Source organism: Modestobacter marinus, from assembly GCF_011758655.1.
In the GTDB taxonomy this organism is placed as follows: Bacteria; Actinomycetota; Actinomycetes; order Mycobacteriales; family Geodermatophilaceae; genus Modestobacter; species Modestobacter marinus.
On record NZ_JAAMPA010000001.1, the window covers coordinates 2,324,772 to 2,349,884 of the forward strand.

26 protein-coding genes are annotated in these 25,113 nt (G+C 76.2%); 15 read left to right on the forward strand and 11 right to left on the reverse strand.

Translation table 11 applies throughout. The features are described 5' to 3' along the window. Positions 1 to 10: 10 nt before the first annotated feature. The 4 genes from FB380_RS11045 (at position 11) to FB380_RS11060 (ending at position 4,136) form a co-directional block, all read left to right on the forward strand. Positions 11 to 754: an SAF domain-containing protein gene (locus tag FB380_RS11045; protein WP_166755088.1), complete on the forward strand. Its 744-nt coding sequence runs from the start codon at positions 11 to 13 to the stop codon at positions 752 to 754. Then, a complete protein-coding gene (locus FB380_RS11050; RefSeq protein WP_166755089.1) occupies positions 754 to 2,034 on the forward strand; it encodes a CpaE/TadZ family protein in 1,281 nt (426 codons plus the stop codon). Before FB380_RS11045 ends, FB380_RS11050 begins: the two co-directional genes overlap by 1 nt. An 86-nt stretch (positions 2,035 to 2,120) precedes the next feature. Then, on the forward strand, positions 2,121 to 3,530 hold the full coding sequence (locus tag FB380_RS11055) for a WS/DGAT/MGAT family O-acyltransferase (protein WP_229682118.1): 1,410 nt from the start codon (positions 2,121 to 2,123) through the stop codon (positions 3,528 to 3,530). A 102-nt stretch (positions 3,531 to 3,632) separates the two neighbouring features. Continuing rightward, positions 3,633 to 4,136 carry a DUF6912 family protein gene (locus tag FB380_RS11060; protein ID WP_166755090.1) on the forward strand — a complete coding sequence of 168 codons (504 nt, stop codon included), beginning with the start codon at positions 3,633 to 3,635 and terminating at the stop codon, positions 4,134 to 4,136. A gap of 14 nt (positions 4,137 to 4,150) precedes the next feature. Here the strand turns inward: FB380_RS11060 and FB380_RS11065 are convergent, their stop codons facing one another. Then, complete coding sequence (locus FB380_RS11065) at positions 4,151 to 8,362, reverse strand: FtsK/SpoIIIE domain-containing protein (protein ID WP_166755091.1); 4,212 nt, start codon at positions 8,360 to 8,362, stop codon at positions 4,151 to 4,153. A gap of 181 nt (positions 8,363 to 8,543) precedes the next feature. Between FB380_RS11065 and FB380_RS11070 the strand changes: the two genes are divergently transcribed. Continuing rightward, on the forward strand, positions 8,544 to 8,837 hold the full coding sequence (locus tag FB380_RS11070; RefSeq protein WP_166755092.1) for a WXG100 family type VII secretion target: 294 nt from the start codon (positions 8,544 to 8,546) through the stop codon (positions 8,835 to 8,837). 143 nt (positions 8,838 to 8,980) lie between these two features. Here FB380_RS11070 and FB380_RS11075 read toward each other — a convergent pair whose 3' ends face one another. Both FB380_RS11075 and FB380_RS11080 read right to left on the reverse strand, forming a co-directional pair. After that, positions 8,981 to 9,898 (reverse strand): MFS transporter permease, encoded by a 918-nt coding sequence (locus tag FB380_RS11075; RefSeq protein WP_229682117.1) that lies wholly within the window; start codon positions 9,896 to 9,898, stop codon positions 8,981 to 8,983. Then, complete coding sequence (locus FB380_RS11080; RefSeq protein ID WP_166755093.1) at positions 9,895 to 10,383, reverse strand: hypothetical protein; 489 nt, start codon at positions 10,381 to 10,383, stop codon at positions 9,895 to 9,897. The genes FB380_RS11075 and FB380_RS11080 overlap by 4 nt, the downstream gene beginning before the upstream one ends. A gap of 144 nt (positions 10,384 to 10,527) precedes the next feature. Between FB380_RS11080 and FB380_RS11085 the strand changes: the two genes are divergently transcribed. Beyond that, the gene (locus FB380_RS11085) at positions 10,528 to 11,034 is read left to right on the forward strand and encodes a MaoC family dehydratase (protein ID WP_166755094.1); all 507 of its coding nucleotides are present in this window, start codon (positions 10,528 to 10,530) and stop codon (positions 11,032 to 11,034) included. 17 nt (positions 11,035 to 11,051) lie between these two features. On the opposite strand, the gene FB380_RS11090 is transcribed toward FB380_RS11085, so the two are convergent. Further along, positions 11,052 to 11,465 (reverse strand): NUDIX domain-containing protein, encoded by a 414-nt coding sequence (locus tag FB380_RS11090; protein ID WP_166755095.1) that lies wholly within the window; start codon positions 11,463 to 11,465, stop codon positions 11,052 to 11,054. A gap of 102 nt (positions 11,466 to 11,567) precedes the next feature. On the opposite strand from FB380_RS11090, the gene FB380_RS11095 reads away from it, so the two are divergent. From FB380_RS11095 to FB380_RS11115, 5 genes are all read left to right on the forward strand, one after another. Next, the gene (locus tag FB380_RS11095; RefSeq protein ID WP_166755096.1) at positions 11,568 to 12,191 is read left to right on the forward strand and encodes a DUF6758 family protein; all 624 of its coding nucleotides are present in this window, start codon (positions 11,568 to 11,570) and stop codon (positions 12,189 to 12,191) included. Between the two features lie 190 nt (positions 12,192 to 12,381). Then, complete coding sequence (locus FB380_RS11100) at positions 12,382 to 12,537, forward strand: hypothetical protein (protein WP_166755097.1); 156 nt, start codon at positions 12,382 to 12,384, stop codon at positions 12,535 to 12,537. An 8-nt stretch (positions 12,538 to 12,545) separates the two neighbouring features. Next, a complete protein-coding gene (locus FB380_RS11105) occupies positions 12,546 to 13,217 on the forward strand; it encodes a PH domain-containing protein (protein ID WP_166755098.1) in 672 nt (223 codons plus the stop codon). A gap of 55 nt (positions 13,218 to 13,272) precedes the next feature. Continuing rightward, complete coding sequence (locus FB380_RS11110; RefSeq protein WP_166755099.1) at positions 13,273 to 14,130, forward strand: PHP domain-containing protein; 858 nt, start codon at positions 13,273 to 13,275, stop codon at positions 14,128 to 14,130. Between the two features lie 51 nt (positions 14,131 to 14,181). After that, positions 14,182 to 15,036, forward strand: coding sequence for a RecB family exonuclease (locus FB380_RS11115; RefSeq protein ID WP_229682116.1), 855 nt, complete (start codon positions 14,182 to 14,184; stop codon positions 15,034 to 15,036). Position 15,037: 1 nt separating this feature from the next. On the opposite strand, the gene FB380_RS11120 is transcribed toward FB380_RS11115, so the two are convergent. Together FB380_RS11120 and FB380_RS11125 are read right to left on the reverse strand one after the other, a co-directional pair. After that, on the reverse strand, positions 15,038 to 15,448 hold the full coding sequence (locus tag FB380_RS11120; RefSeq protein ID WP_166755100.1) for a VOC family protein: 411 nt from the start codon (positions 15,446 to 15,448) through the stop codon (positions 15,038 to 15,040). A 275-nt stretch (positions 15,449 to 15,723) separates the two neighbouring features. Continuing rightward, the gene (locus tag FB380_RS11125) at positions 15,724 to 16,350 is read right to left on the reverse strand and encodes a LysE/ArgO family amino acid transporter (protein ID WP_166755101.1); all 627 of its coding nucleotides are present in this window, start codon (positions 16,348 to 16,350) and stop codon (positions 15,724 to 15,726) included. A 79-nt stretch (positions 16,351 to 16,429) separates the two neighbouring features. Here FB380_RS11125 and FB380_RS11130 point away from each other — a divergent pair, with 79 nt between their 5' ends. Together FB380_RS11130 and FB380_RS11135 are read left to right on the forward strand one after the other, a co-directional pair. Next, on the forward strand, positions 16,430 to 17,308 hold the full coding sequence (locus tag FB380_RS11130) for a LysR family transcriptional regulator ArgP (RefSeq protein ID WP_188959606.1): 879 nt from the start codon (positions 16,430 to 16,432) through the stop codon (positions 17,306 to 17,308). A gap of 44 nt (positions 17,309 to 17,352) precedes the next feature. Further along, the gene (locus tag FB380_RS11135) at positions 17,353 to 17,703 is read left to right on the forward strand and encodes a hypothetical protein (RefSeq protein ID WP_166755103.1); all 351 of its coding nucleotides are present in this window, start codon (positions 17,353 to 17,355) and stop codon (positions 17,701 to 17,703) included. Here the strand turns inward: FB380_RS11135 and FB380_RS11140 are convergent. The 3 genes from FB380_RS11140 to FB380_RS11150 form a co-directional block, all read right to left on the reverse strand. After that, the gene (locus tag FB380_RS11140) at positions 17,693 to 18,565 is read right to left on the reverse strand and encodes an oxygenase MpaB family protein (RefSeq protein ID WP_166755104.1); all 873 of its coding nucleotides are present in this window, start codon (positions 18,563 to 18,565) and stop codon (positions 17,693 to 17,695) included. The genes FB380_RS11135 and FB380_RS11140 overlap by 11 nt on opposite strands. Beyond that, positions 18,562 to 19,497, reverse strand: a complete 936-nt coding sequence (locus FB380_RS11145; RefSeq protein WP_166755105.1) for an alpha/beta fold hydrolase — start codon at positions 19,495 to 19,497, stop codon at positions 18,562 to 18,564. The genes FB380_RS11140 and FB380_RS11145 overlap by 4 nt, the downstream gene beginning before the upstream one ends. A gap of 67 nt (positions 19,498 to 19,564) precedes the next feature. Then, positions 19,565 to 20,263, reverse strand: a complete 699-nt coding sequence (locus tag FB380_RS11150) for a helix-turn-helix transcriptional regulator (protein ID WP_166755106.1) — start codon at positions 20,261 to 20,263, stop codon at positions 19,565 to 19,567. A 73-nt stretch (positions 20,264 to 20,336) separates the two neighbouring features. On the opposite strand from FB380_RS11150, the gene FB380_RS11155 reads away from it, so the two are divergent. Continuing rightward, positions 20,337 to 21,077, forward strand: coding sequence for an alpha/beta fold hydrolase (locus tag FB380_RS11155; RefSeq protein ID WP_166755107.1), 741 nt, complete (start codon positions 20,337 to 20,339; stop codon positions 21,075 to 21,077). A gap of 15 nt (positions 21,078 to 21,092) precedes the next feature. Here FB380_RS11155 and FB380_RS11160 read toward each other — a convergent pair whose 3' ends face one another. Together FB380_RS11160 and FB380_RS11165 are read right to left on the reverse strand one after the other, a co-directional pair. Further along, the gene (locus FB380_RS11160) at positions 21,093 to 22,181 is read right to left on the reverse strand and encodes an outer membrane protein assembly factor BamB family protein (RefSeq protein WP_229682115.1); all 1,089 of its coding nucleotides are present in this window, start codon (positions 22,179 to 22,181) and stop codon (positions 21,093 to 21,095) included. Positions 22,182 to 22,309: 128 nt separating this feature from the next. Next, positions 22,310 to 24,115: a DEAD/DEAH box helicase gene (locus FB380_RS11165; RefSeq protein ID WP_229682114.1), complete on the reverse strand. Its 1,806-nt coding sequence runs from the start codon at positions 24,113 to 24,115 to the stop codon at positions 22,310 to 22,312. A gap of 265 nt (positions 24,116 to 24,380) precedes the next feature. Here FB380_RS11165 and FB380_RS11170 point away from each other — a divergent pair, with 265 nt between their 5' ends. Continuing rightward, positions 24,381 to 25,067, forward strand: a complete 687-nt coding sequence (locus tag FB380_RS11170; protein ID WP_166755109.1) for a ferritin-like fold-containing protein — start codon at positions 24,381 to 24,383, stop codon at positions 25,065 to 25,067. Positions 25,068 to 25,113: the final 46 nt, after the last annotated feature.

Here is a 25,113-nt window from a genome sequence, read left to right on the forward strand (position 1 = left end):
TGACCGACCGATGAGCGCCTCCAGCGCGGCGCCGTCCGGCGCGCGCACCGACACGGCCCCGCCGGGCCCGGCGGCCCGCCGGGTCCGCCCGCCCCGCTGGCTGGACCTGCGGCTGGTGCTCGGGGTGCTGCTGGTGCTGGGCTCGGTCCTGGTCGGCGCCCGGGTCGTGACGGCCGCCGACGCGACCGTGCCCGTCTGGTCCGCAGCCGGTGACCTGGCGGCCGGCACGGTGCTGTCCGAGGCCGACCTGGTCCCGGTCTCGGTCCGGCTGGACGACGTCGCGGAGGCCTACCTGGCCACCAGCACCCGCCCGGCGGGCCGGGTGCTCGCCCGCGCGGTGCGGGACGGCGAGCTCGTGCCGCGGTCGGTGCTGGAGGAGCCGGGTGACCTGGTGCAGCTCGCGCTCCCGGTGCAGGCGGGCTTCGTCCCACCCGGGCTCGACCGTGGGCAGGTGGTCGACGTCTACGCCGTGGCGGACCCGGTGGTGGGCGGGTCCGCACCGACCGGCGGCGGGGTCGACGTCGTGGTGTCCGGGGCACCGGTGCAGGCGGTCACCGGCCGCGGGGACGGCGTCCTGTCCACCGCCACCTCGACCGTCCAGGTGGTGGTCGCCGTGGCCGCCGAGGACGCTGCCGACGTGCTCGCCTCGATCGGGGGGCGCGGCCTGGTCGTCGTCGTCCGGGAGTCCGTGGAGGCCACGGACGGTCCCGGTGGGGCCGCGGCCGGAGCCGTCCCGGCCGGGCCGACCGGCTGATGGCCCTGCAGGTCTTCACCGCGGTCACCGGGGCGTCCTGGGAGTCCGAGCTCGTCGGGGCGCTGGACCGCGAGGACCACGGGGTCACCGTGGTCCGGCGCTGCGTCGACGTCGCCGACCTGCTGGCCGCCGCGACGACCGGCACCGGCCAGGCGGCGCTGCTGTCGGCCGAGCTGCGCCGGCTGGACGGCGCAGCGGTGGCCCGGCTGACCGCGGCCGGCATCGCCGTCGTCGGGCTGGTCGAACCCGGGGACACCCGGGCGACCGATCGGCTCCGCCAGCTCGGCGTCGTCCGGGTGCTGCCCGCCGACGCCCCGGCCGAGGAGATCGCCCGGGCCCTGCGGGAGGCGGTGAGCGGGGGGCCGGTGGGCGGCCACGACGTCGGTGACCCACGGTCGGCGCTGCCGGTGCTGGGCCTCCCGCCCGAGGAGTCGACCCGCCCGGCCGGCCGGGGGCGGGTGGTGGCGGTCTGGGGACCGACGGGGGCGCCCGGTCGCACCACCGTGGCCGTCGGGCTCGCGGACGAGGCCGCGCGGCTGGAGGTGTCCACGCTGCTGGTGGACGGCGACGTGTACGGCGGGGTGGTCGCGCAGGTGCTCGGCCTGCTGGACGAGTCGCCCGGCGTGGCAGCGGCCGCGCGGCAGGCGGCGGCAGGGACCCTGGACGTCGCTGCGCTGGCGCGGCTGGCGTGGGCGGTCGGCCCGCACCTGCGGGTGCTGACCGGGCTGGCCCGCGCCGACCGGTGGCCCGAGCTGCGGCCGCAGGCCGTCGCGGTGGTGCTCGAGGAGGCCCGGCGGCTGGCCTCGCTGACCGTGGTGGACTGCGGGTTCTCCCTGGAGGAGGACGAGGAGCTCTCCTTCGACACCGCGGCTCCGCGGCGGAACGGGGCCACGCTGACCGTGCTGGAGGAGGCCGACGAGGTCCTCTGTGTCAGCGGGGCCGACCCGGTGGCGCTGCAGCGCACGGTCCGGGCACTGGCCGAGCTGCGCGAGGTGCTGCCGGACGTCGAGCCGGTCGTGGTGGTCAACCAGCTGCGCCGGGGACCGGTACCCGGCGATGCGCGGCAGGAGATCGCCGGCGCGCTGAGCCGGTTCGCCGGCTGCGAGGTGCGCACGTTCCTCCCGGCCGACCGGCGGGCCACGGACGCCGCCCTGGCGGCCGGCCGGACGCTGGCCGAGGTCGCTCCGACGTCCTCGCTGCGGGCCGGACTGCGCACGCTGGCGTCCCAGCTGAGCGGGGTCGCCGAGCCGAGCGGTCGTCGTCGGCGGCGCTCCCGCTGAGCGGCGGCCCGGCGGCGTCCCGGCGGGGCGGCGCAGGGGTGGGGTCACCGGACGTGGGCCCGGCCCGTAGCGTGGAGGCACCGCCGGTGAGGGAGGTCACGTTGGTCGAGCGGCTCACCGCCTTGGACGCGTCGTTCCTGTACCTGGAGGAACCGGGCACCCCGATGCACGTCGGTGCGGTGCTGGTCCTGGAGTGCCCGTCGGGGACGCTGGACCACGACGCCCTGATCGAGCTGGTGCGCACCCGGCTCCCCCTGGTGCCGCGGTACCGGCAGAAGGTCCTCGAGGTGCCCGGCCACCTGGCCAACCCGGCCTGGGTCGACGACCCCGACTTCGACCTGACCTACCACGTCCGGCGGTCCGCACTGCCCCGTCCGGGCACCGAGGAACAGCTGCTGGACCTGGTCGCCCGGCTCACCGCCCGGCCGCTGGACCTCAGCCGGCCGCTCTGGGAGATGTACCTCGTCGAGGGGCTGGCCGGGGACCGGACGGCGGTGGTGACCAAGACCCACCCGGCGCTCGTCGACGGGCTCGGGGCGATCGACATCGGGCAGGTGATCCTCGACCCCGACCCGGACGCGGGTTCCGCGCCGACCGACTCGGGCGAGTGGCGCCCGCGCCGTCCCCCGGGCTCGGCCGCCCTGGTCTGGGAGGCGGTGGAGGAGTACCTGCAGCGTCCCTCGGCGGTGCTCGAGACCGCCCGGACGGCGGCGGGCGACCTGCGCGCCACGGCGACCCGCTGGGCCGGCGTGGCCGGTGGGCTGGTGGCCGCCGTGGCCCGCACCGCGGTGTCCCCGGCTCCGACGAGCCCGCTGAACGCGCCCATCGGGCGGCAGCGCCGGGTGGCCGTCGCCCGCGCCTCGCTGGACGACCTGCGGACCGTGCGCAAGGCGCACGGGGGCACGGTCAACGACGTGCTCCTGACCTCGGTGACCGGCGCGCTGCGGGAGTGGCTGCTCTCCCGGGGGGAGCCGGTGGTGGGCAGCACGTCCATCCGGGCCCTGGTGCCGGTGTCGGTGCGGGCCGAGGAGGACGGTGCGGCCAACGAGGTGCGCTCCTTCCTGGTCGACCTGCCGGTGGGGGAGCCCAACTCGCGGGTGCGGCTGGCCCGGATCAGCTTCGCGATGCGGGGCCTGGCGCCCAGCGGTCAGTCGGTCGGTGCGGACACGCTGAGCGCCCTCTCCGGCTTCGCGCCGCCGACGCTGCACGCCCTCGGTGCCCGCGCCGCCAGCGGGCTCTCCCGTCGGCTGTTCAACCTGGTCGTGACCAACGTGCCCGGTCCGCAGGTGCCGCTCTACGCCGGTTCCGCGCGGATGGTGGAGGTCTACCCGGTGGTCCCCCTGGTCCGTGGTCAGGGGCTGGCGATCGGGCTGACCAGCTACGACGGCACCGTCTACTTCGGGCTGAACGCGGACCGGGACAGCGTCAGCGACGTCGACGTCCTCGCCGACCTCATCGAGCAGGAGATCGCCTACCTGGTGGAGGCGTCGAGCTGACGCCTGCCCCGCTGCCCCGGCACCGGCAGCGGGGCCTGGGAAGATCGTCGGGTCGGCGACGTTGACGTCGCTGGAACTCTCGACCTGGAGGAGGCGAACCCGGTGCGCGTGTACCTGCCGGCCACGACGACCGTGCTGCAGCGGTTGCTCGACGAGGGCCGACTGGAGGGACCGCACACGGTCTTCACGGTCACCCCGCAGCTGCGGGACTTCTACGAGCTCAGCGACGACGAGGAGGAGCTGGAGTACGCGGCCCTGCTCGCCGCGGCGCGGGCGAGCCTGCGGCTGATGGACGTCGACCCGTCGGCCGCCCGCCGCCGGGTGGTGCTCGCCGCGGACGTCCCGGAGACCTCGGTGACCCCCATCCAGGACGAGGGGGCCGACGCGGGTGCCGCGCGGACCACGGCCGGCCTGGCCCTCTCCGACATCGCCAGCGCCCACATCGACGGAGCCGAGGCGGAGGCGGACGTCCGCGCCGCGACCGCCGTCGTGCTGGAGGCCGACCTGGGGAGCGAGGAGGCCCAGTTCGTCGTCGACCAGGCGGAGGGCCACGAGCTGGCCTGGTACGCGACCCAGGAGATCGGCCCGGCGCTCGAGCTGCTCTGAGCGGCCGGTCCTCCTCACGCATCGGCCGGCCCGGTGCGGTGCCGGGCGACCTGAACCCGCGTGACCTCCTGCGGGGTGACCAGCCAGCCCGCGCCCGGCCGCGCGGGCAGCGGGGTCCGGGGCAACCGGAGCCCGAGCAGATCGGCGTCCCCGGGTGCCGGCCGCAGCAGCAGGGCCGCGCGGCCACGGCGTAGCGCGGCCGCCGGACCGCGGAAGGCCCCGGCGACCTCCGTGGCGGTCCCGGCGCCGACGACCGCGAGGTGGCCGGGCGTGGCGCCCGACGAGGTCAGCACGTCGGCGACCTCGTCGGCGAGCGAGCTCAGGTCGTCGACGAGGACGAGGACCCGGCGCCCCTCGTGCCGGGCCAGCCAGCTCCGTACCCCGGTGGTGTCCCTGGTGGACAGCTGGGCGCAGTGGGGAGCCGGTGCGCCGTCGGCCGCTGAGCTCTCCTCGGCGGCCGCTGCGGGTGCCGGCGAGGCGACCAGGTCCAGGACGGCGGCCCCGGCCGACCGGCCGTGCGCGCCGAGGGCGCGGAGGGCGCTGGACCGGCCGCTGCCCGGTGGCCCGACGACCAGCAGGCCGCCGGTGCGGGCGAGGTCGACGCCGACCGGCCCGCCGCCGTCGCCGCCGGGGCCGACCGGCAACCACCAGGTCCACGGTCCGTCGCCGGCCGCTCCGGCGCCTGCGGGGGCGGGCAGCGGCAGACGTGGGTCCTCGGGCAGCTCGACCACCCGGACGGGCGGCTCGCCGTGCACCGTCCCCGGTGGGTCGACCGCCGGCACGAGCGGAGTGCGGGGGAGTGCCAGCTGGCACTCGGCGGCCTCCTCGCCGACCAGGGCGCGACCGGGCGGCCGGTGACCGGGCACCGCCCGCGCGGCGACCCCGGCCACCGCGTAGTCGGCCCGGTCGGGCAGCGGCAGCACCAGGCGCTCCCGGACGGCGCCGGCCAGCCGGCCACCGGGGACGGCGCGCTCGGCGGTGAGCGCGACGGTCAGGCCGACCGCGGCCCCGTCCCGGGCGAGCCGCAGCAGTCCCGCGGCGCCGGTGGCGGGATCGGCCGTCTCCAGCTGCGCGGCGACGCTCTCATAGCCGTCGACCAGCAGCAGGAGGAACGGGCCGGGTCCCCCGCCACCGCCGCGGCGCCGGTCCACCTCCTCGGTCAACCGGGCGAGCAGTCGCACCGTGCGGTGCGCGTCGTCCCGGCCGACGGCCGTGCCCGTGTGCGGCAGGCCGCGGGCTGCCCCCGCGAGGCCCCCGCCGCCGTGGTCGAGCACGTGCACCTGCAGGCGGCCGGGCGGCAGGTGGTGGACCGCCTCGCCCAGCACGGTGCGCAGTGCGGTCGTCCGCCCACTGCGGGGGCCGCCCACGAACAGCCAGCCACCACCGACCGCCAGGTCCAGCTCCAGCGGGGTCTGCAGTTGTGCGTCGGGGGAGTCGCGGAGGCCGATCCTGAGCCGGACCGCCGGCGCCTCCGCCGCCCCGCGGTCGAGCAGGGCCGCGGGGAGCTCGTCGGGCAGCGGGGGGAGCCAGGGGCGGTGCGGCGGGCTGATCCCCTCCGCCCGCGTCCGCTCCGCGAGTGCGCCGACCAGCCGCTGCAGGTCGCTGGGGCCCTCGCCGCCGGGCCGCCCGGGCTGCGGTCGACCTGGCTGTGCTGGACGTGGCAGGGGCGGCCAGGTGCACCGGGCGACGGTCAGCGGCGCCACGGCCGGTGCCGGCCGGCCGGAGACCTGCGCCACCTGCAGCAGCACGGCCGGCCCGTTGCCGGTCCGCAGGTACGCCCGGCCCGGCCGGTCGGGGGGCAGGTGCGCGGGCAGGGCGCTGCCGAGCACGTCCCGGGCGTCGACCTCGTCGGTGGTCCGCAGGCAGATTCGCAGCGAGCAGTTCGCCCGGATCTCCGGGCTCACCACCCCGGCCGGGCGCTGTGTGGCCAGCACCAGGTGCACGCCGAGGGACCGGCCGCGCTGGGCGATGCCCACCAGGCCGCTGACGAAGCCCGGGAGCTCCTCGGCCAGGGTGGCGAACTCGTCGACGACGATCACCAGGCGGCTCGCGGCGACCGGCGCCGGCAGCGCGGCGAGGTCCCGCGCGCCGTGCTCGGCGAGCAGCCGTTCCCGGCGGGTCAGCTCCGCCGACAGGGACCGCAACGCCCGCGCCGTGGACTGCGGATCCAGGTCGGTGAGCATTCCCACCGTGTGCGGGAGCGCCGCCGCCTCGCCGAACGCCGCGCCGCCCTTGTAGTCGATGAGCAGGAAGCTGCACCGGTCCGGTGGGTGGTGCTGGGCCAGGCTGGCCACGAGGGTCTGCAGGAGCTCGGACTTGCCGGCGCCGGTCGTGCCGGCGATCAGCGCGTGCGGGCCGTCGGCGACCAGGTCGATCGTCACCGGCCCCTCGCCGGTGACGCCCACCGTGGCCAGCAGGCGGCTGCGCACCCGGTCCCAGGTGCCGGACACCGGCTCGTCGCGCTCCGCCAGGCGCAGCCCGGTGGCCGGCAGGTCGAGCAGTCGGGCCGCCGCGGGCAGCTCGCCCGTGGACGCCGGGACGGCGAGCCGGGCCAGGTCCCGCGCGATCCGGTCGGCCGTCGCCGGACTGATCGCGTCCAGTTCGACGGGCCGCTCCTGGTCGGCGCCGGGCAGCCGCAACCGGCCTCCGGTGCCGGTCTCCCCGGCGACCTGCAGGCGGGCCAGCGCCGGCAGCGCGAGGGCGGTCTCGGACCCGCCCAGCTCCAGCCACACGACCTGGTCGGCGGCCCCGGCGAGCAGGGCGGCGGTCGCTGAGTCGACCGGGCCGTCCAGCACGACCACCGTCCGCGGCTCGGCGGCGGCTCCGTCGGTCGGGGCGCGGGACGACGCGGCCAGCAGCCCGTCGGGGACCGGCCGGCCCGGGACGACGACCCCCTGCAGCTGCGGCAGCCAGCGGCACCACCGCCAGTCCGCGAGCTCGTCCGCGCCGCTCACCAGCACGATCCGCAGGCTCGCCGGAGGGTGCAGCACGGTCAGCTGGCACACCACCGCGCGGGCCACGCCCAGGACGGCCGGCCGCGGTCCCACGATCCCCAGACCGGTGCCGGCGGGCAGCGGCAGCGCCACGGGCAGGTGCTCGGCCAGGACGGCGGAACGGTCCCCGCCGGGTTCGGCGGTGGTGACCGTGGTGGCGCCGGGACCGGTGCCCAGTCGCACGCCGAGCGGCCCGGTGGCCGTGCCGGCCCGGGACCACAGCGGGCTGCTGCGCCGACGTGCCGCGGCGGCCAGCACGGCCAGGTCGGGGTGCTCGGCCTCCTGCGCCGCGCGGTGGGCGGCGACCGCCTGGCCGACCTCGGCCTCGGCCCGGGCGAGCGTCACGGCGTGCTCGGCGACCTCCCGGCGGTGGCCGCGGCGGCCGGACAGCAGGTCCGACGACCAGCTGGCCACGGCGACGACCGGGCTCAGCAGGGCGAAGAAGAGGAAGTGCGGGGTGGCGAGGAGCCAGGCCATCAGGACCCCGCCGAACGCGGGGAGCGCGACGGCGACCCAGCCGAGCCGTCGCCGGGACGGCCCGGACGGTGGCGCCGGCCGGAGCACCGTCGTGCTCCCCGGAGCAGCGGGGGACCAGGGGAGCGGGCGGACGTGCACCCGTCCCGCCGGCGCCGCGGCGCACTCCAGGCCGGCGCCGCGGGGGCCGGTCAGCCGGAGCGCGCTGGCGCCCACCCGGAGCGTCGCGTCGACCGACCACTCCTGGGCCGCGGTGCCCACGGGGGCGGTCGCCCCGGAGCGGTCGGTCAGCGTGGTGCCGTTGGAGGAACCGAGGTCGGCGACCGTGACCCGGCCCTCGGCCACGGACACGACCACGTGACGCCGCGAGACGTCCGGGTCCTCGAGCCTCAGCCCGCAGGCTGCGCCGCGGCCGACGACGAGCTCGCCCTGGCCGAGCGCGACGGTCCGGCCGGCGTCCGCCCCGGCCATCACGTGCAGCTCGAGCGCACCTCCGTCGGCCGGCTCGCGGGGGCCGGGGCGACCCCAGCCGAGCAGCGCGCCGTGGCGCAGGACCTCCGACGTGAGCGGGGTGCCGGCCGGCAGGGCGCTGGACCCGGAGAACACCTGCGCCCGAGGGAGGCGGAGCCGCTCGGACAGACACGCCAGGACGTCGCCGAGCACCGCCTCCTCGGGTGCCCGGACCTCGACGTCCAGCACGCCGCCGGGCACCTGCACCGTCCAGCAGCGGGTGGTGTGCTCGACGGGCGCCGACGTCATGCGGGACACCGCACCGGGGACCTGGCCACCCCGGTGATCGTGCCGGGACCGGCGGGGCCGCGGGGGTCCCGATCGACATCTGTGGACGACCGGGCCGGCTGTGGACAGCCACGGTCGTACGCGCCCCGGCAGCCCTAGGTTCGGACCCCGCCGGGAGAGGCCCGGCAGCTGAGGAGGAGCCATGAAGGTCGACATCGCGACGCTGGGCACGATGGCCGGACGGTGCCAGGCGGAGGCCGCCGACACGTCGGCCCGGCACGCCACGCTGTCCGCCGGGATCAACAGCTCGGTGCTGGAGGGCTGGACCGACAGCCAGGCCGCGGTGCAGTTCAGCGAGCTCTACGAGAAGTGGCGGCTGTCCAGCCAGGGGGTGAGCGAGGCGCTCACCGGCATGGGCCAGCTGCTCACCAGCGTGGCCTCGGCCTACCAGCAGCACGAGGCCGAGATGGCCGCCCGGATCGGCGCCATGATCTGACGCCGCCGAGGCCCGCTCCACGCGGGCCGGACGCGGCCGACCTCGGACGCCGGCCGGGCGCGGCCGACCTCGGACGCCGGCCGGGCGCGGCCGACCTCGGACGCCGGCCGGGCACGGCAGACCGCGGACGCCGGCCGGGCAGGTCAGCCCGGGGCAGGAGCCCCGGGCACCGCCGGGAGCCCGGCCCGGGACTCCCGGCGCTGGAGCACCGACAGCCGCTCCCACGGCAGGATCGACAGGATCGCGATGCAGTGCGGCAGGAAGATGATCCCGACGCCGGCGTAGACCATCACGTGGAAGCCGAGCAGGAAGAGCACCAGCCCGATCCGGGCCCGGTCGGTGCGCACCAGCAGGATTAGCGGGGCGGCCAGCTCCAGGGCGATCATCACCCACTGCACGGTGGGCAGCAGCCAGGCCACGTCCAGCGTCCACATCGACAGGTCGGTGCCCCGGCGGACCACGGCGCGGGTCATCGTGGCACCGGTCGCCCAGTCCCAGCCGCCGAACCGGATCTTCGCCCAGGCAGCGAGGAAGTAGGTGAGCATCACGGTCACCAGCACGGCCGCCATCGCGAACCCGGCGGCCTCGGAGGACCGCCGGTCCCGCAGCCGCGCCCGCCCGATGGTCGGCAGCACCGCCAGGGCGACCAGGAAGGCGATCCGGTCGTGGTCGACCTTCCCGTAGCTCATCGCGATGACCATCCACTCCGAGTAGAGGAGGAAGACGGCGAAGCCGAGCAGTCGCGGTGCCCGGCCGGTGGCGGCGGCCACCGCGGCGATCACCAGCGCCCACTGGACGACCAGCACGAGGGTGTGCGTGGGGGTGGGGAGGTCCAGCAGCCGGCCGATCAGCAGGGGCGCGTACCAGTCGGTGGGCACGTCGGCGTGGGCCCGCACCCAGGCCGTCGTGAGGAAGACGTCGACCGGGATGAACAGGTAGGCGATCACCCGGAAGACCGCGATCCGGGCCAGCGGCACCGGCCGGAACCACCAGCGGGGCGTGCCGGGGAAGGCCGGGGCCGTCTCGGGGCGCACCGGTGGGGTGGTGGCGGAGGTCTTCACTCGCCGTCCTCCAGTTCGTACTCGACCAGCACCCGGTCGGTGGAGGCGCCGGTCGGCTGGCCGTCGGAGAGCTCGACGCGGCGCTGCACGACCTGCACCTCGACCAGCTCCTCGGCGTCGGGGTGGTGCTCGGCGTAGGAGTCGGCGAGGAGCCCGAGCAGGGCGGGGTCCTGCTGGATCCGGGGCAGCTGGCCCTCGAACTCCGCTCGGCGCAGCCCCACCTCGCCGCCGGAGAGGCGGACCTCCTCCCCGGCCGCGGTCAGCCCGACGACCCGGGTGGAGACGACCGGGGTGTCGGGGTCCGCGCGGGTGGAGTACATCCGGAAGGGGCCGAAGGGGAAGGTGTCGTCGTCCCCCCACACCGCTCCGGCCAGCAACAGGGCGAGCACGACCCCGGCGGCGGCGAGCCGGGCGCGCCGCCCACCCGGGGTCAGGCGCTCGACCTCGGCCTCGGCCGGCAGTTCGGGGGCGGACTGCAGGTGCACCGGGCCATCGTAGGATCGGCGCCCGTCCAGACGGGTCATCGTCGCTCCGTGGTGGGCGCTCCGGTGGCGTGTCCGCACCCGGGCGCCCCGGCAGTCCCACCTGCGTCGTCCGTCACCCGATGAGAGACCAGTGGGAGCAGCCTGATGCAGTTCGGCCGGTACTACGAGGAGTTCGAGGTCGGCGCCACCTACAAGCACTGGCCCGGCAAGACGGTCACCGAGTACGACGACCACCTGTTCTGCCTGCTCACCATGAACCACCACCCGCTGCACCTGGACGCCCACTACGCCGCGGAGACCACCGACTTCGGCGAGAACGTCGTCGTCGGCAACTACGTCTACTCCCTGCTGCTCGGCATGAGCGTCCCGGACGTCTCCGGCAAGGCGATCGCCAACCTGGAGGTCGAGTCGCTCAAGCACGTCGCACCGACGTTCCACGGCGACACGGTCTACGGCGAGACCACCGTGCTGGACAAGACCGAGTCCCGCTCCAAGGACGACCGGGGCGTCGTCCACGTCGAGACCATCGGCTACAAGCAGGACGGCACCGTGGTCTGCGTCTTCCGCCGCAAGGTGATGGTCCCCAAGCGGTCCTACGGCGAGACCCGGGGCGGGGAGCAGCCCGGGCGTCCCGAACCCGTCCGGCGCTGACCCGTCCGGCCGCCCGCTCAGGAGGGGAGCACGCCCCAGCCGGACAGCGCGGTGAGCACACCGGGGGCCAGCTCCAGCGCGGCCAGCCCGGCGGCGTCCACGAAGGTGGCGTCGTCGGCGTCGTCGCCGGCCACCGGCTGCCGTCCGGATCCGGCCACGGTGCACAGCCAGTCGGTGACGGTGAAGACGACGCCGTCCCCGTCGATCCGGACGCGGCCCAGCACCCGCACCGGGTGCACGGCCAGCCCGGTCTCCTCGGCGGTCTCCCGCACGACGGCGTCGGCCTCGGACTCCCCGCGCTCCACCCGCCCGCCCGGCACCGACCACAGGCCCGCGCTGGGGTCGTGGCCCCGGCGGATCAGCAGCAAGCGGCCACGCTCGTCGTGCACCACGGCGCCGACGCAGGCCACCTCCGGCCGCAGATCGTCCACCCGGCCGAGGGTAGGGGCGGCGGCCGGCGACCCGGTGCCCGTACGCGGTCCACGCTGACCGATGCTTGACGAACCCCCGGCAGAACAGGACGGTGAGCGGCGATGAGTGTCTCCCCCGTGTGCCCGCGCTGCGGCGAGGCGCTGACCGTCCGCCCCGGCGTGACCGGCGAGGGCTGGTGTCACGTGCACGCCGCGGTCACCCCGCTGCACCACACCGCCGTGGTCGCCCACGACGCGATCAGCGCCGTGTGCGCCGATGCCCGGGTCCCCGCCTGGGTGCCCGACCCGATGCCCCGCGGCTGGGCGGTCACCGGGCTGGCCTGGGGCGGTGAGCCCGGAGCCCGGGCGATCGTCGTCGCCTGCGCCGGCCCGGCCCCGCTCGGTGGCTCGGCCGAGCTGGTGCTCGTGGCCGAGGAGCCCGGCACCGGCCTGGGCTGCGGCTACGCGGGGCTGCCCGGCGTCGACCCGGGAGACCTGGTCGGCGGCCCCTCCACCGTCGCGGTCGAGGCCGCCGGGCAGCGGGTGCCGCTGTGGCTGGTGCCGGTGGGCGAGGACCGGGCCGCCTACGTGGGGGAGGCCCACGGGGTCTGGCTGTGGCTGGTCACCTGGCCGGCGTCGGCGGCCTGGCTGCTGGCCGAGGACCTCGCCCTGCTCGACCTGCGCGACCGGGTCTACCCCGACCTCCCGCTCGGCCCGATGACCGACCGGCTGCTGCCCGGCCGGTGAGCGGACCCGGACGGAGCGGCCGGTCTCGATCCGTTCGACACCCGGTCGGCGTGGCGAGTGGTGGTGCGGGTGGTGCGGCTGTTACTCATGGGGCCGCGGTCCGGACGGCCGTCGAGGTGCACTGCCGTCGGTCCGCCAGCCGGTCGCCGTCGAGTCCGCCTGGCCACCTGAGGAAGGGAACGGTGCGACCTTGCTGAAGAAGGTGCTCACCTGGCTGGCCATCGCGTTCGTGGTCTTCTACGTGATCCAGCGGCCCGAGGACGCGGCCGGCATCGTGCGCAGTGCCGGTGGCGCGCTCAGTGACGCGGCCGACTCGCTGTCGGCCTTCGTGGAATCCCTGGTCTGAGCGCGGCCGTGTCCGGCCCTCGCACGAGGCGGCCCCGCTGGGGCAAGGACGCCGAGAAGTACCTGCTCTCCGACGAGCCGCCGGTCATCGCCACCCGCCGGCACTGGGCGGTGCTGGCGCGCCCGGCGGTCCGCGGCGTCCCGGCGTTCGCGGTCGGCGTGTGGTTCCTCCAGCTCGACCCGGACAACCGGTTCTCCACCCTCCTCGGTCTGCTCGTCGTGCTGGGCGCGCTGCTCTACCTCGGCCTGCACGTCGGGGAGTGGTGGGTCCGGCACTTCCTGGTCACCCGGCGCCGGGTGCTGATGACCTCGGGGGTCTTCATCCGGACCGTCGCGGTCATGCCCCTGCGCCGGATCACCGACCTGACCTGGAAGGAGACCGGCTGGGGGCAGGTGCTCGGCTACGGCACCTTCCGCTTCGAGTCCGCCGGTCAGGCGCAGGGCCTGGACGAGATCACCTTCCTGCCGCACGCCAACGCGCTGTACAAGCGGCTGTCGGAGCTGATGTTCGGCACCGACTCCTCCACCAACCCGGTGAGCTCCGACGAGGACGCCGAGGGGTCGATGGGCGCCGACGACCGGGGGGACGGCGACGCCCCCGAGCAGCACATGCCGCCGCCGGTGCAGTCGGGGCGCCGCTACGACACCGCCCCGATCCCGCGCACCCGCCCGCCGTCCTGACCGGCCCGCCCGACCACCTGCGGCGGGTCCTGCGCCGGTGCGGCAGGCTGGGGGCGTGCGCATCGACCTGCACACCCACTCCTCGGTCTCCGACGGCACCGACAGCCCCGCCGCGCTGGTCGCCACCGCGGCCGCGGCCGGGCTGGACGTCGTCGCCCTCACCGACCACGACACGACGGCCGGTTGGTCCCTGGCGGAGGCGGCGCGGCCGTCCGGGGTGACCCTGGTCCCGGGGATGGAGCTGTCCTGCCGGTACTTCCCCGCCGGTGAGCCGCCGATCAGCGTGCACCTGCTGGCCTACCTGTTCGACCCGCTGCACCCGGCCTTCGCCGCCGAGCGGGTCCGGCTGCGCGAGGAGCGGCTGAGCCGGGGGGAGCGGATCGTCACCGCGCTCGCCGCCGACGGCTACCCGGTCGCCTGGGCCGAGATCGTGGCGCGCAGCGAGGGCGGGGTGGTCGGGCGGCCGCACGTGGCCCGGGCGCTGGTCGAGGCGGGCGTCGTCGACTCGGTCGACCACGCGTTCGCCACGCTGCTGCACCACGGCAGTCCCTACTACGCGGCGAAGGCCGACACCGACGTGCTCGACGGCATCCGGTTCGTCCGCGCCGCCGGCGGGGTGCCGGTGTTCGCCCACGGTCTGGCGACCTCGCGGGGCCGGGTCGTCGGGGACGACGCGATCGCCGAGATGGCCGCCGCCGGGCTGCTCGGCCTGGAGGTCGAGCACCCCGACCACACCCCTGACCAGCGGGCGTACCTGCGTGCCCTGGCCGCCGGGCTGGGGCTGATCCAGACCGGATCGAGCGACTACCACGGCACCAACAAGCGCACCCCGATCGGCGCCTGCACCACCGACCCGGAGCAGTACGAGGCGCTGCTGGCCGCCGGGACCGGCAGCACGGTGCTCACCGGCTGAACCCGTCGGTGCCCCCGGCTACCGTGGCGGCGTGGGAGCGGAGGGGGACCGGTGAGCGACCAGCTGGAGATGCCCGGCATGCCCAAGCGGCTGTTCTCCTGCACGCCCAGCAAGCTGGCCACCTTCGCCGATTGCCCGCGCCGGTACCGGTTCGCCTACCTCGCCCGGCCCAGCCCGCCGAAGGGCCCGCCGTGGGCGCACAACACCGTGGGCTCGGCGGTGCACGCCGCACTGCGCTCCTGGTACGAGCTGCCGGTCGAGAAGCGCACCCCGGCCGCAGCCCGGCAACTGCTGTACAGCGGCTGGTCCCGGGCCGGCTTCCGGGACGACGAGCAGGCCGCGCAGTGGCGGGCCCGGGCCGCGGCCTGGATCACCGACTACGTCGCCGAGCTCGACCCCGCCGACGAGCCGGCCGGCACCGAGCGCACGGTCGGCGCCACCACCGAGGCGCTGGCGCTGTCGGGCCGGGTCGACCGGATCGACCGGCGCGGCGACGAGCTCGTGGTCGTCGACTACAAGACCGGCCGGGTGCCCAGCACCGAGGACGAGGCCCGCGGGTCACCGGCCCTGGCGCTGTACGTGCTCGGCGTCCGGCGCACGCTGCGCCGTCCGTGCAGCCGGGTCGAGCTGCACCACCTCCCGTCGGGCACCGTCGCCGCCTTCGAGCACACCGACCGGTCGCTGGCCAACCACGTCCGCCGGGCCGAGGACATCGCCGCCGACATCGGCACCGCCACCGAGGCGCTGGACGCCGGTGCCGACGTCGACGAGGCCTTCCCGCCGGTGCCCGGCCAGCAGTGCAGCTGGTGCGACTTCCGATCCAGCTGCCCGACCGGTCAGGCGGCCGCCCCGGCCCGGGAGACGTGGAGCTTCCTGCCTCCCGAGCCGGTGCCGGCGGACGGGTGAGTCAGCCCGCTGCGGAGCCGGCCGGCACGTCGGTGTAGCGGGCGGTCAGCACCTCCAGCAGGTGGCCGTCGGGGCCGCGGAAGTACAGCCGTCGTCCGCTGCCGTCGGGGTTGACCTCGCCCACCTCTCCGGGACGGCGCCCGGGTGGGTCGGCGGTGTAGGGCGTCCCGTCGGCGTCGAATCGGGCCCGGATCCGGTCGAAGTGCTCCTCGCCGATCAGGAAGGCCAGGTGCAGCGGCTCCACGGCCGGGGCGGCGGCGAAGTTGAGCACGATCGAGTCGTCGAGCTGGACGGAGCAGAAGAAGCCGTCCGGCCACGGTTCACGCAGTTCGAGCAGGTCGACGAACCAGGCGACGGCGGCGTCCCGGTCGGTGACCGGGACGATCATGTGGTGCAGGGCAGCAGTGGGCACGGGTGCTCGCAAGGGGTGAGGGACCGGCCGGAGGAGGCCGGAGTGCGCAAGGGGGACCGGCTCGGGCCGGGATCGGGTCGCGGTGCGGGCGCGGCGCCACCGGTGTGGACACGGGGCGCGGGGAGGTGTGGGGAGCGGCGGCCCGCGGGGCCGCCCCGGGGTCACGTGCGGGCCGGGTACCCGACTCGCTCACGGCTCGAGGCCGACCCGGCAGTCATGGCGGCGACCGTAGCGCCGGACCCGGCCGGCGCACAACGGTGCGAGACCGACGGCGGTCAGCCGCCGGTCGCCCCGCGGACGGCGAGGGACACGGCCAGGGTGACCATGACGACGGCGATGCCGGCGTCCAGCACCCGCCACGCACCGGGCCGGGCGAACACCGGCCGCAGCAGCCGGGCGCCGTACCCGAGGCCGACGAACCAGACGGCGCTGGCCAGGGCGGCGCCGGCGCCGAACCACCAGCGTCGCTCCTCGTAGGTGCCGGCCAGCGACCCGAGCAGCACCACGGTGTCGAGGTAGACGTGCGGGTTGAGCCAGGTCAGCGCCAGGGCGGTGGAGACGGTCACCGCCAGGCCGGTGCGCGCGCCGCTCGCGTCGGGCAGCAGGGCGGCCGGCCGGAGCGCTCGTCGCGCCGCCAGCAGGCCGTAGACCAGCAGGAACGCCGCGCCGCCGAAGCAGACGGCGGTCAGGACCCCGGGCGCCCGGCTGACCAGGGTGCCCGCGCCGCCCACCCCGGCCGCGATCAGGACGACGTCGGAGAGCAGGCAGACGGCGACGACAGCGGCCACGTGCTCGGCGCGCAGGCCCTGGCGCAGCACGAGCGCGTTCTGCGCCCCGATCGCGACGATCAGCGACAGCCCGAGCCCCAGTCCGGCGGCGGCGGCGAGCAGGGCGGGGGACATGCCGGCCACGCTAGGTCGGTCCTCCTACGGAAGGCCAGCTCACTTTCCTGATGCACCTGAAGCGTGTCTGATGGTGGCCGTGGACCTCGACCTGGCCCAGCTGCGCGCGCTGGAGGCGGCCGTCGCCACCGGCACCCTGGACGCCGCCGCCCGCGCCCTGCACGTGACGCCCTCGGCGATCAGCCAGCGGCTCAAGGCCCTGGAGACCACGACCGGCCGGGTGCTGCTGGTGCGCAGCCGGCCGGTCCGGCCCACCGAGTCCGGTGAGGCGCTGCTCCGGCTGGCCCGGCAGATCGACCTGCTCACCGCCGACGCGACCCGCGAGCTGGACGGAGCGGCGCACGGTCCGGTCGCCCTGCCGATCGCGGTCAACGCCGACTCCCTGGCCACCTGGGTGCTGCCCGCGCTGGCGCCGCTGGCCGGTGACCTCGCCCTCGACCTGCACCGCGCCGACCAGGCGCACACCAGCACGCTGCTGCGGTCCGGCACGGTGATGGCCGCGGTGACCGGCGACGCCGACCCGGTGCCCGGCTGCACGTCGACCCGGCTGGGCAGCATGCGGTACCGGCCGCAGGCCACCCCTGCCTTCGCCCGGCGCTGGTTCGCCGACGGCGGGACGGCGGAGTCCCTGGCCCGGGCACCGGTCGTCGTCTTCGACCGCAGCGACGACCTGCAGCACGCGCACCTGCGGGCCCGGGGCGTCGACCCCGCCGGGCCGCCGATGCACTTCGTGCCCTCCTCGGCCGACTTCCTCGCCGCGGTCCGGCTCGGGATGGGCTGGGGCATGGTCCCCGACCTGCAGGACACCGACGGCGACCTGACGGTGCTCGACCCGGACGGTGCGGTGGACGTCGTCCTGCACTGGCAGCAGTGGCGGCTGCGGTCGCCGTCACTGGACCGGGTGGCCGACGCCGTCCTCGCCGCTGCGCGCCGGGTGCTGGTGCCCGGCCGCCGGTGACCGGCTTGCCCGGGTCCCCGGCGCTGACCAGACTCGGGGTGCAGGTGACGGACGAGTCGGGGAGGTCGGCGGTGCTGCGCTGGTCCGCGCTCGGTGTGGCCGTCCTCGTCGCCGCCTGGCTGGCCGCCGAGGTCTGGCGGGACGCGGGGGCGTTCGCGTTCCTGCTGCTCGGCCTGCCGGTCGTCGTCTGCCTGGTCGTGGTGCTGACCTCGCGCACCCGGTACGCCCGGGCGGTCGCCTGGGCCGGCGCGGCGGTCGTCCTCGGCTGGTCACTGGTGCTGGGTCTGGGCGTCGGCCTGTTCTTCCTCCCCGTGGCGTTCGTGCTGGCCGCCGCCGCGGCCCGGGACGACCCGGCACCGCGGGACCCGGCCGGGAGCCGCCCGCTCAGGCGCTGAGCGGCTCCACCGCGGCCACCCGTTCCCGGGCCGCCCGCACGATCGGCGACTCGCGCACCCGGGCCGGGACGGCCAGCGCGGTCTGCCGGAACGCCCTGAGTCCGGCCGTCGCCGCGGTGTCGGTGAGCCCGAACCCGGGCAGGCCGTAGAGCCGGCGGGCCCAGCCGGGGAGCGTCGCCGCGCCGAGGGAGGCCAGCGTGCTCCACGCCGGGCGGGCCGGGGTCAGCACCTGCACCCAGCCGGGCATCGGCGGCACCAGGATGAAGCGGGAGGCGGTGCGCGCCGCGGGCGTGACCGCCAGCTGGGCGCGGACCCGGTCGAAGTAGGCCTCGAGCTCGGCGACCGTGCGCGGCACGTCGGCCTCCTCCGCGCCCACCAGCACCGCGGCGACGACCTGCTCCTCGACGTACCGGTCGGCGTCGGCGTCGGTCAGCGGCACCCCGGCCCGGCGGGCGGTGGACAGCAGCGAGTCGACCTCGCAGTTGTGCACCCACAGCAGCAGGTCGGCGTCGTCGACGTTGAAGTGCCGGCCCGTCGTCTCCTCCACCCCGGACTTCCCCCGGTGCAGCCCGCGCACCCGGCGCACCTGCCGCAGGGCGTCCCGCCGGGTGCCGAAGGACAGCGTCGCGACGTACTCGGCCGTGCGGGTCAGGCGCGCCCACGGGTCGGTGGCGAAGGCCGTGGAGAACTGGTGGACGCCGCCCATGGCCACCGGGTGCAGCGCCTGCAGCAGCAGCGCCCGGATGCCGCCCACCGAGAACGCCGGGTCGCTGTGCACCCGCCAGGTGACGCTGTCCGGCCCGAAGAAACCCAGCAGGTCCTCCTGCTCGGTGAAGTCCTTGACCGACGGGGTCGGCCTCACCGCAGTGCCCCGGCGGCGTCGTCGTCGGCGGTGGCCGGCGAGCCGTGCGGGTCGCTCCAGAAGGTGACCAGCACCTGCAGGGTGCGGGCCGGGTTCTCGATGGCGGGGGAGTGCACCGCCTGCGGGATGACCTCGTGCCGGGCGTGCAGCCGGGCCGCCATCTCCGCCTGGACCGCGGGGCTCCACGCGTCGTCGGCGACGCCGTGGGTCACCAGCACCGGGACGCCGGTCGCAGCCAGGTCGGCCACCCGGTCGGGCTCGGCGAGCATCGCGTCGGCCATGCCCAGCAGCCCGGCGGCGGTGTTGGCCAGGAACCGGCGGGTGAGGAACTCCCGGGTCGGCGCGGGCACCGCCTGCGCCCGGGGGTCGGTCATCGCCATCTCGTCCAGGGTGTCGCTGACCAGCTGGACACCGCCGGCCGCCAGCAGTGGGGGGAGGTGCTCCAGCAGCTCGGCCCGGGGCCCGGTCAGCGCGGCGGGACCGCTGCCCAGCAGGGTGAGCGTGCCGAACAGTGCCGGCTCGGCCAGCACCGCCGCGCGGGCGACGAGGCCGCCGAAGCTGTGCCCGAGCAGGTGCACCGGGCTGCCGGTCTCCCTGTGCAGCTGCCGCGCGACGGCGACGACGTCGGCGGCCAGCTCGGCCACCGAGTACTGCGCCGGGTCGTCGGGGCCGGGGGACTCGTACTGCCCGCGCTGGTCCATCGCCACGGCCCGCACCCCGGCCTCGCCCAGCGGCGACAGCAACGGCGCGAAGTCCTCCTTGCTGCCGGTGTAGCCGGCCACCAGCAGCACCGTCGGTCCGTCGCAGGGGCCGGTGTCCAGGGCGGCCAACGGTCCGGAACGGCCGGGGAAGGTCACCCGGGCCGCGTCGTGCACCGCCAGCTGGCGGAGGTCGTCGGGGGCGGTGTGCTCGGAGCCTCCAGGCAGGACCATGCCCCGAGTGTGCCTCGCCGTCGGGCCCCGCGCCGCAGTGCGTGACCAGGCACGGCGACCGAGCACCTCAGGTGCCGAGGCCGTGTACCGGTCGGGCGTTCGGCGGCGGTGTCCCGATCTCGTCGATCGTGTGACCGGTGCAGGCGATCGTCGTCGCGCGGGCCCGCTCGATGCGGGACACGGTGAACCACCGCATGGCGTCGCGCAGCCGGCACCAGCCGATCAGGTGCCACTGGCCGTTCGTGGAGGCGAACGACACGGGCTCGACGTCGCGGGTGGTCGTGGTGCCGTCGATCGCGGTGTAGCGGATCCGGACCACCCGTTGCTCGGCCATCGCCGCCTCCAGCGCTGACCTGACGGCGCGCGATCTGGACGGCGGCGCGTCGACCCAGACGCGGCGCGCGAGCTCGTCGGCCCTCGCCCGGGTCCGGGGATCGAGGACGTCCATGATCTTCTCGACCGCGGCCGAGGCCAGATCGCCGTAGGGGGCCTCGGGTGCCGCGGAGACGGCCGCCAGGAGCGCCACCGCCTGGGCCGGGGAGAGGCTGACGGGCGGCAGGGACCCGCCGGTGGTGAACCCGTACCCACCGCCGGGTCCGGGACGGGACCAGATCGGCGCGCCGCTGTTCTCCAGTGCAGCGAGGTCCCTCTTGACCGTTCGCACGGACACGTCGAACTCGGTCGCCAGCCGCTGGGCGGTGCATCCCCGCGCGCCGTTGCGGCGCAACATCTCGGACAGTGCGTGGAGGCGTTCCGCGCGCTTCATCCTCCCGACCCGCCGGATTTCATGACAGAGATGGTGACATGCACCTGTCCGGGCGGCCCAGGACGATCGGGGCATGACGACGACGACGAGCAGCCCGACCACCCTCCTGATCGCCGGCCACTGGCTGGGTGCCTGGGCGTGGGACGAGGTGCTGGAGCACCTGGCGGCCGACGACGGGCGGGTCGTCCCGATGACGCTCCCCGGGCTCGACGAGCAGGACCCCGGGCGTTCGTCCAGGACCCTCGACGACCAGGCAGCGGCGATCGAGCAGACCATGGCCGCGGCCGGGGTGTCCGCGGACCAGCCGGCGGTCCTCGTCGCGCACAGCGGGGCCAACGCCCCGGTCAGCCTCGTCCTGGACCGGCACCCTGAGCTCGTCCACCGGGTGGTGTGGGTCGACTCCGGGCCGGTCGCGCCGGGAGCTGTCTTCGCTCCGGACATGCCGGCGACGGTGCGGGAGCTCCCGCTGCCGCCCTTCGACGTCCTCGGGGAGCAGGCCAGCCTCGCGGGTCTGAGCCCGGAGGTCCTCGAACGCTTCCGGGCGAGGGCTGTGCCCGAGCCCGGTCCCGTGCTCCGTCAGCCCGTGGAGCTCACGAACGACGCACGCCGGCGGGTCGCGACCACGCTCGTGTGCTGCTCGATGCCGAGCGCACAGGTGCTGGAGCTGGCCCGGGCAGGACACCCCGTGTTCGCCGAGGTCGCCGACCTCGAGCAGCTCGACGTCATCGACCTCCCCACCGGGCACTGGCCCATGTGGAGCCGGCCTCGCGACCTCGCGGACGCGATCCGCTCCGCAGCCACCCGGGTCGGCTGACCCCCGTCCGTCCCGCTAGGTCTGTGCGAGCACCGCCGTGTCGGTGGCGTAGACGACGACCGGACCGACCAGCGACGTCCGCCCCCCGGCCGGGACCTCGTCGGCGGTGGACCACCGGCGGAGCTCCGACCCGTCCGCGAGGCTGCGCTCCACGAACGCCCCCGCCTCGGGCACCGTGACGGTCTCCTCGCCGGTGGCGGGCAGCCCCAGGGCGGGCAGCTGCCAGCGTGGCTGCCCGGTCGTCTGGTCCAGCGCCAGCAGCTGACCGCGTGCCCAGAGCAGGGCCACGTCGGCGACGCCGACCTGCTGCAGCGGCTCGGTCCCGGCGTCCTGGCCGGCCGGCCGGGCCGGGAGCTCGACCTCGCCGAGCAGCGTGCCGTCGGCGGGGGAGAGCACGTGCACCCGGTCGCCGACGACGACGTCGACGAGCCGGTCGACGCCCGCCAGCCGGGCGGGGTCGGTGCCGACCTCCAGGTCCCGGGTCCACAGGACGTCGCCGGCGAACCCGTCGAGCAACCGGACCTGCACCGCCGCCAGGCCGCTGCACCGCTGCAGCACGACCACCCCGGAGCTGCCCACGTCGGACCCCACGATCCGGCAGCCCTCCGGCGGGGCGTACCGCCACCGGGTGTCGTCGCCGACCGGGTCGATCGTGACGATCCCGGTCGGGCTGCTGGCCAGCAGGACCTGGTTGGTGCTCGCCAGGTCGACGTCGGTGCGGAACCGGACGTTGCGGTACCACGCCCGGTCGCCGGTGGCGGCGTCCAGGCCGGTCAGCTCGTTGCAGCGTCCGGTGGTGCGGAAGGCCACGACGACGATCCCGTCGACCGCCGTCGCATCGCACAGGGTGGCGTTGGCCCGCCGGTAGTGCCAGGCCTCCGCACCGGTCGCGGCGTCCAGCATGGCCACGCCCCGCTCGTCGGTGACCAGCACCCGGCCGCTCTCCACCGCCTGCCGCGGTGCGGCGGGGCCGGTGGTCTCCGACCAGGCCTGCGCCAGCTCGGCTGCCGGTGCCTCGTCGGGGACGGCGGCCGGCGCCGCGGTCGTGCGGGACGTCGCCGCGACGTCGGAGGTGCGCCACAGCAGGACGGCGACGGCGGCCACCGCGAGGGTGACCGCCGTCCAGACCCAGAACCGCAGGGGCGGCCGCCGCCTGGGGACGTGCTGGAACGGCCTGCCTCCCGGGGCCCGACCCGAGTGGCGTGGGGGTCGGGGGGAAGGCAGGCCCGCCATCAGGCCGCGGACTCCGAGCCGCCGCTGCCGCCGCGACCACCGCGCCGACGACGCCGGCGCGGCCGGCCGCCGCCCTCGCCGCCGTCCGTGGACCCGGCCATCGCCGGGGTGTCCCGGTCGGTCGGCGGACCGTCGATCGCCGCCGCGGCTCCCGCAGCCGCTGCGCCGTTGCCCCGGGTGCGCTGCCGCGGGCGGCTCTTGCGCGGCCCGACCGTGGGCGGGGCCTCCTCGGTGGCGGGGGCGGTGCGGCCCGGGCCGGCCGAACCGCCGCCGGTGCGCTGGCGCTTGCCGGTCTCCCCGAGGTCCTCCAGGGTCTCCGCGCCCAGGCCCTCGCGGGTCCGCTGCGCGCGGGGGAGCCGGCCGGTGGCCGTGGTCGGCACGTCCAGGTCGGTGTAGACCCACGGCGAGGTGGAGTACGTCTCCGGCGGGTCGGCGAAGTCGAGGTCCAGCGCCTTGTTGATCAGCTGCCAGCGGGGGATGTCGTCCCAGTCGACCAGGGTGACCGCCACGCCGGTGCTGCCGGCCCGGCCGGTGCGGCCGATCCGGTGCACGTAGGTCTTCTCGTCCTCCGGGCACTGGTAGTTGACGACGTGGCTGACCCCGGTGACGTCGATGCCGCGGGCGGCGACGTCGGTGGCGACCAGCACGTCGACCTTGCCGGCGCGGAAGGCGCGCAGCGCCTGCTCGCGGGCGCCCTGGCCGAGGTCACCGTGCACCGCCGCCGCGGCGAACCCGCGGTCGACGAGCTCGTCGGCGACCTTCTGCGCGGTGCGCTTGGTGCGGCAGAACACCATCACCAGGCCGCGGTCGCGGGACTGCAGCACCCGGGACAGCAGCTCGGGCTTGTCCAGGTTGTGCGCCCGGTAGATGAACTGGGTGGTCTGCGGGACCGTCGAGCCCTCGTCGTTGCCGTGCGCCCGGATGTGCGTGGGCTGGGTCATGAAGGACCGCGACAGCGTGACGATCGGGCCGGGCATCGTCGCGGAGAACAGCATCGTCTGCCGCTTGTCCGGGACCATCGCCAGGATCCGCTCGATGTCGGGCAGGAAGCCGAGGTCCAGCATCTCGTCGGCCTCGTCCAGGACCAGGCCCCGGACCTTGCCCAGGATCAGGTGCCCCTGCTGGGCCAGGTCCAGCAACCGGCCGGGGGTGCCGACGACGACCTCGACGCCGGCCTGCAGCGCGGCGACCTGCGGCTCGAAGGCGCGGCCACCGTAGATGGCCTGCACCCGGATGCCGCGCCTGGCGCCGGCGGCGGCCAGGTCGCGGGAGACCTGCACGCACAGCTCGCGGGTCGGGACGACGACCAGCGCCTGCGGGACGCCGTCACCGCCCTCGGCGGCGGGGACGACGCGCTGCAGCAGCGGGACGCCGAAGCCCAGCGTCTTGCCGGTGCCGGTGCGGGCCTGCCCGATGAGGTCGTTGCCGGCCAGGGCGAGCGGGAGGGTCAGCTCCTGGATGGCGAAGGTGCGGGTGATCCCGACCTCGGCCAGCGCGGCCACGATGTCGGGGTGCACGTCGAAGTCGCTGAACAGCGGGCTGTCGGGGGCGACGGGCGCGCCGCCCAGCTCCTCGACCTGCTGCTCGAGCTCCTCGGGGGCGGGCGCGCCGGTCTCGGCGTGCTCCAGCTCCGGAGCGGCGGGGGTGGTGGTGGCAGTGGAGGTGTTCTCGGTGGAGGTCAGTTCTCTCGCCTCGGTCTGGTGGGGGACCGCGGTGCGTCGTCGGTGCCTGAGCTCGGTCTCGAGCTCCGGCGTTGCCCGACTCGCTCGCCGGTCCCGGGGTCGGTTCCGGGATGTTCGATCCAAGCGCCGACGCGGCCAGCAGACCGGGCGTCGAGTGCAGACTGCCCGGGAGACGGCCCTCGGAGGGCCGGCCTCGAGGAGGTGATCCGGCGGTCATCAGCGCACACGGAAGTTGCGCACGAACAACGAACCTGGCGGCTCGCCGATTCCATCCTAGCGTGACCTGCCCGTTAACCTCGCTGCGCTGCCGTGCGACACGGGCCCAGGAGGCGTCGAGCGGCCGCCGGCGGCGCGTCCCCGCGCCGGTGGGGCACGAGGAGGGGGAACCGTGACCAGCGTCGAGGAGGGCCAGGACCAGGGCCGGAGCGAGCCGGCCGTCCGGCCGGCGGTGATCGACCTGCTGGGCGTGCTGGCCTACGCCGAGCTGACCGCGTTCGACCGGCTCGCCGAGGACGCCCGGCTGGCGCCCACGCTCGAGGGCCGAGCCGCGCTGGCCCGGATGGCGGCGGCCGAGATCGGGCACCACGAGCGGCTGACCCAGCGGCTGCGCGAGCTCGGCGTGGACGTGGCCGAGGCGATGACCCCGTTCGTCGCCGCGCTGGACGCCTTCCACGACGGGACCCGGGCGAGCACCTGGCTGGAGGGGCTGGTCAAGGCCTACGTCGGCGACGGGCTGGCCACCGACTTCTACCGCGAGGTCGCGGCCTTCCTCCCGCAGCCGGACCGGGCGCTGGTCGAGGAGGTCCTCGACGACAGCGGGCACGCCGACTTCGCGCTGCGGGAGGTCCGGGCCGCCATCCTCGCCGACTCGACGCTCACCGGTCGGCTGGCGCTGTGGGCGCGGCGGCTGGTCGGTGAGGCGCTGACCCAGTCCCAGGCGGTCATCGCCGAGCACGAGCAGCTGGCCGACCTGCTCATCGCCGGCACGGGGGACCTGACCGGGGTCGCCCGGCTGCTCCAGCGGCTCACCACCGCGCACTCGGCCCGGATGCAGGCCCTCGGCCTCAACCCCTGAGGGGGGAGACGCGACAGGGCGCCGCCGCGGTGCGGCGACGCCCTGT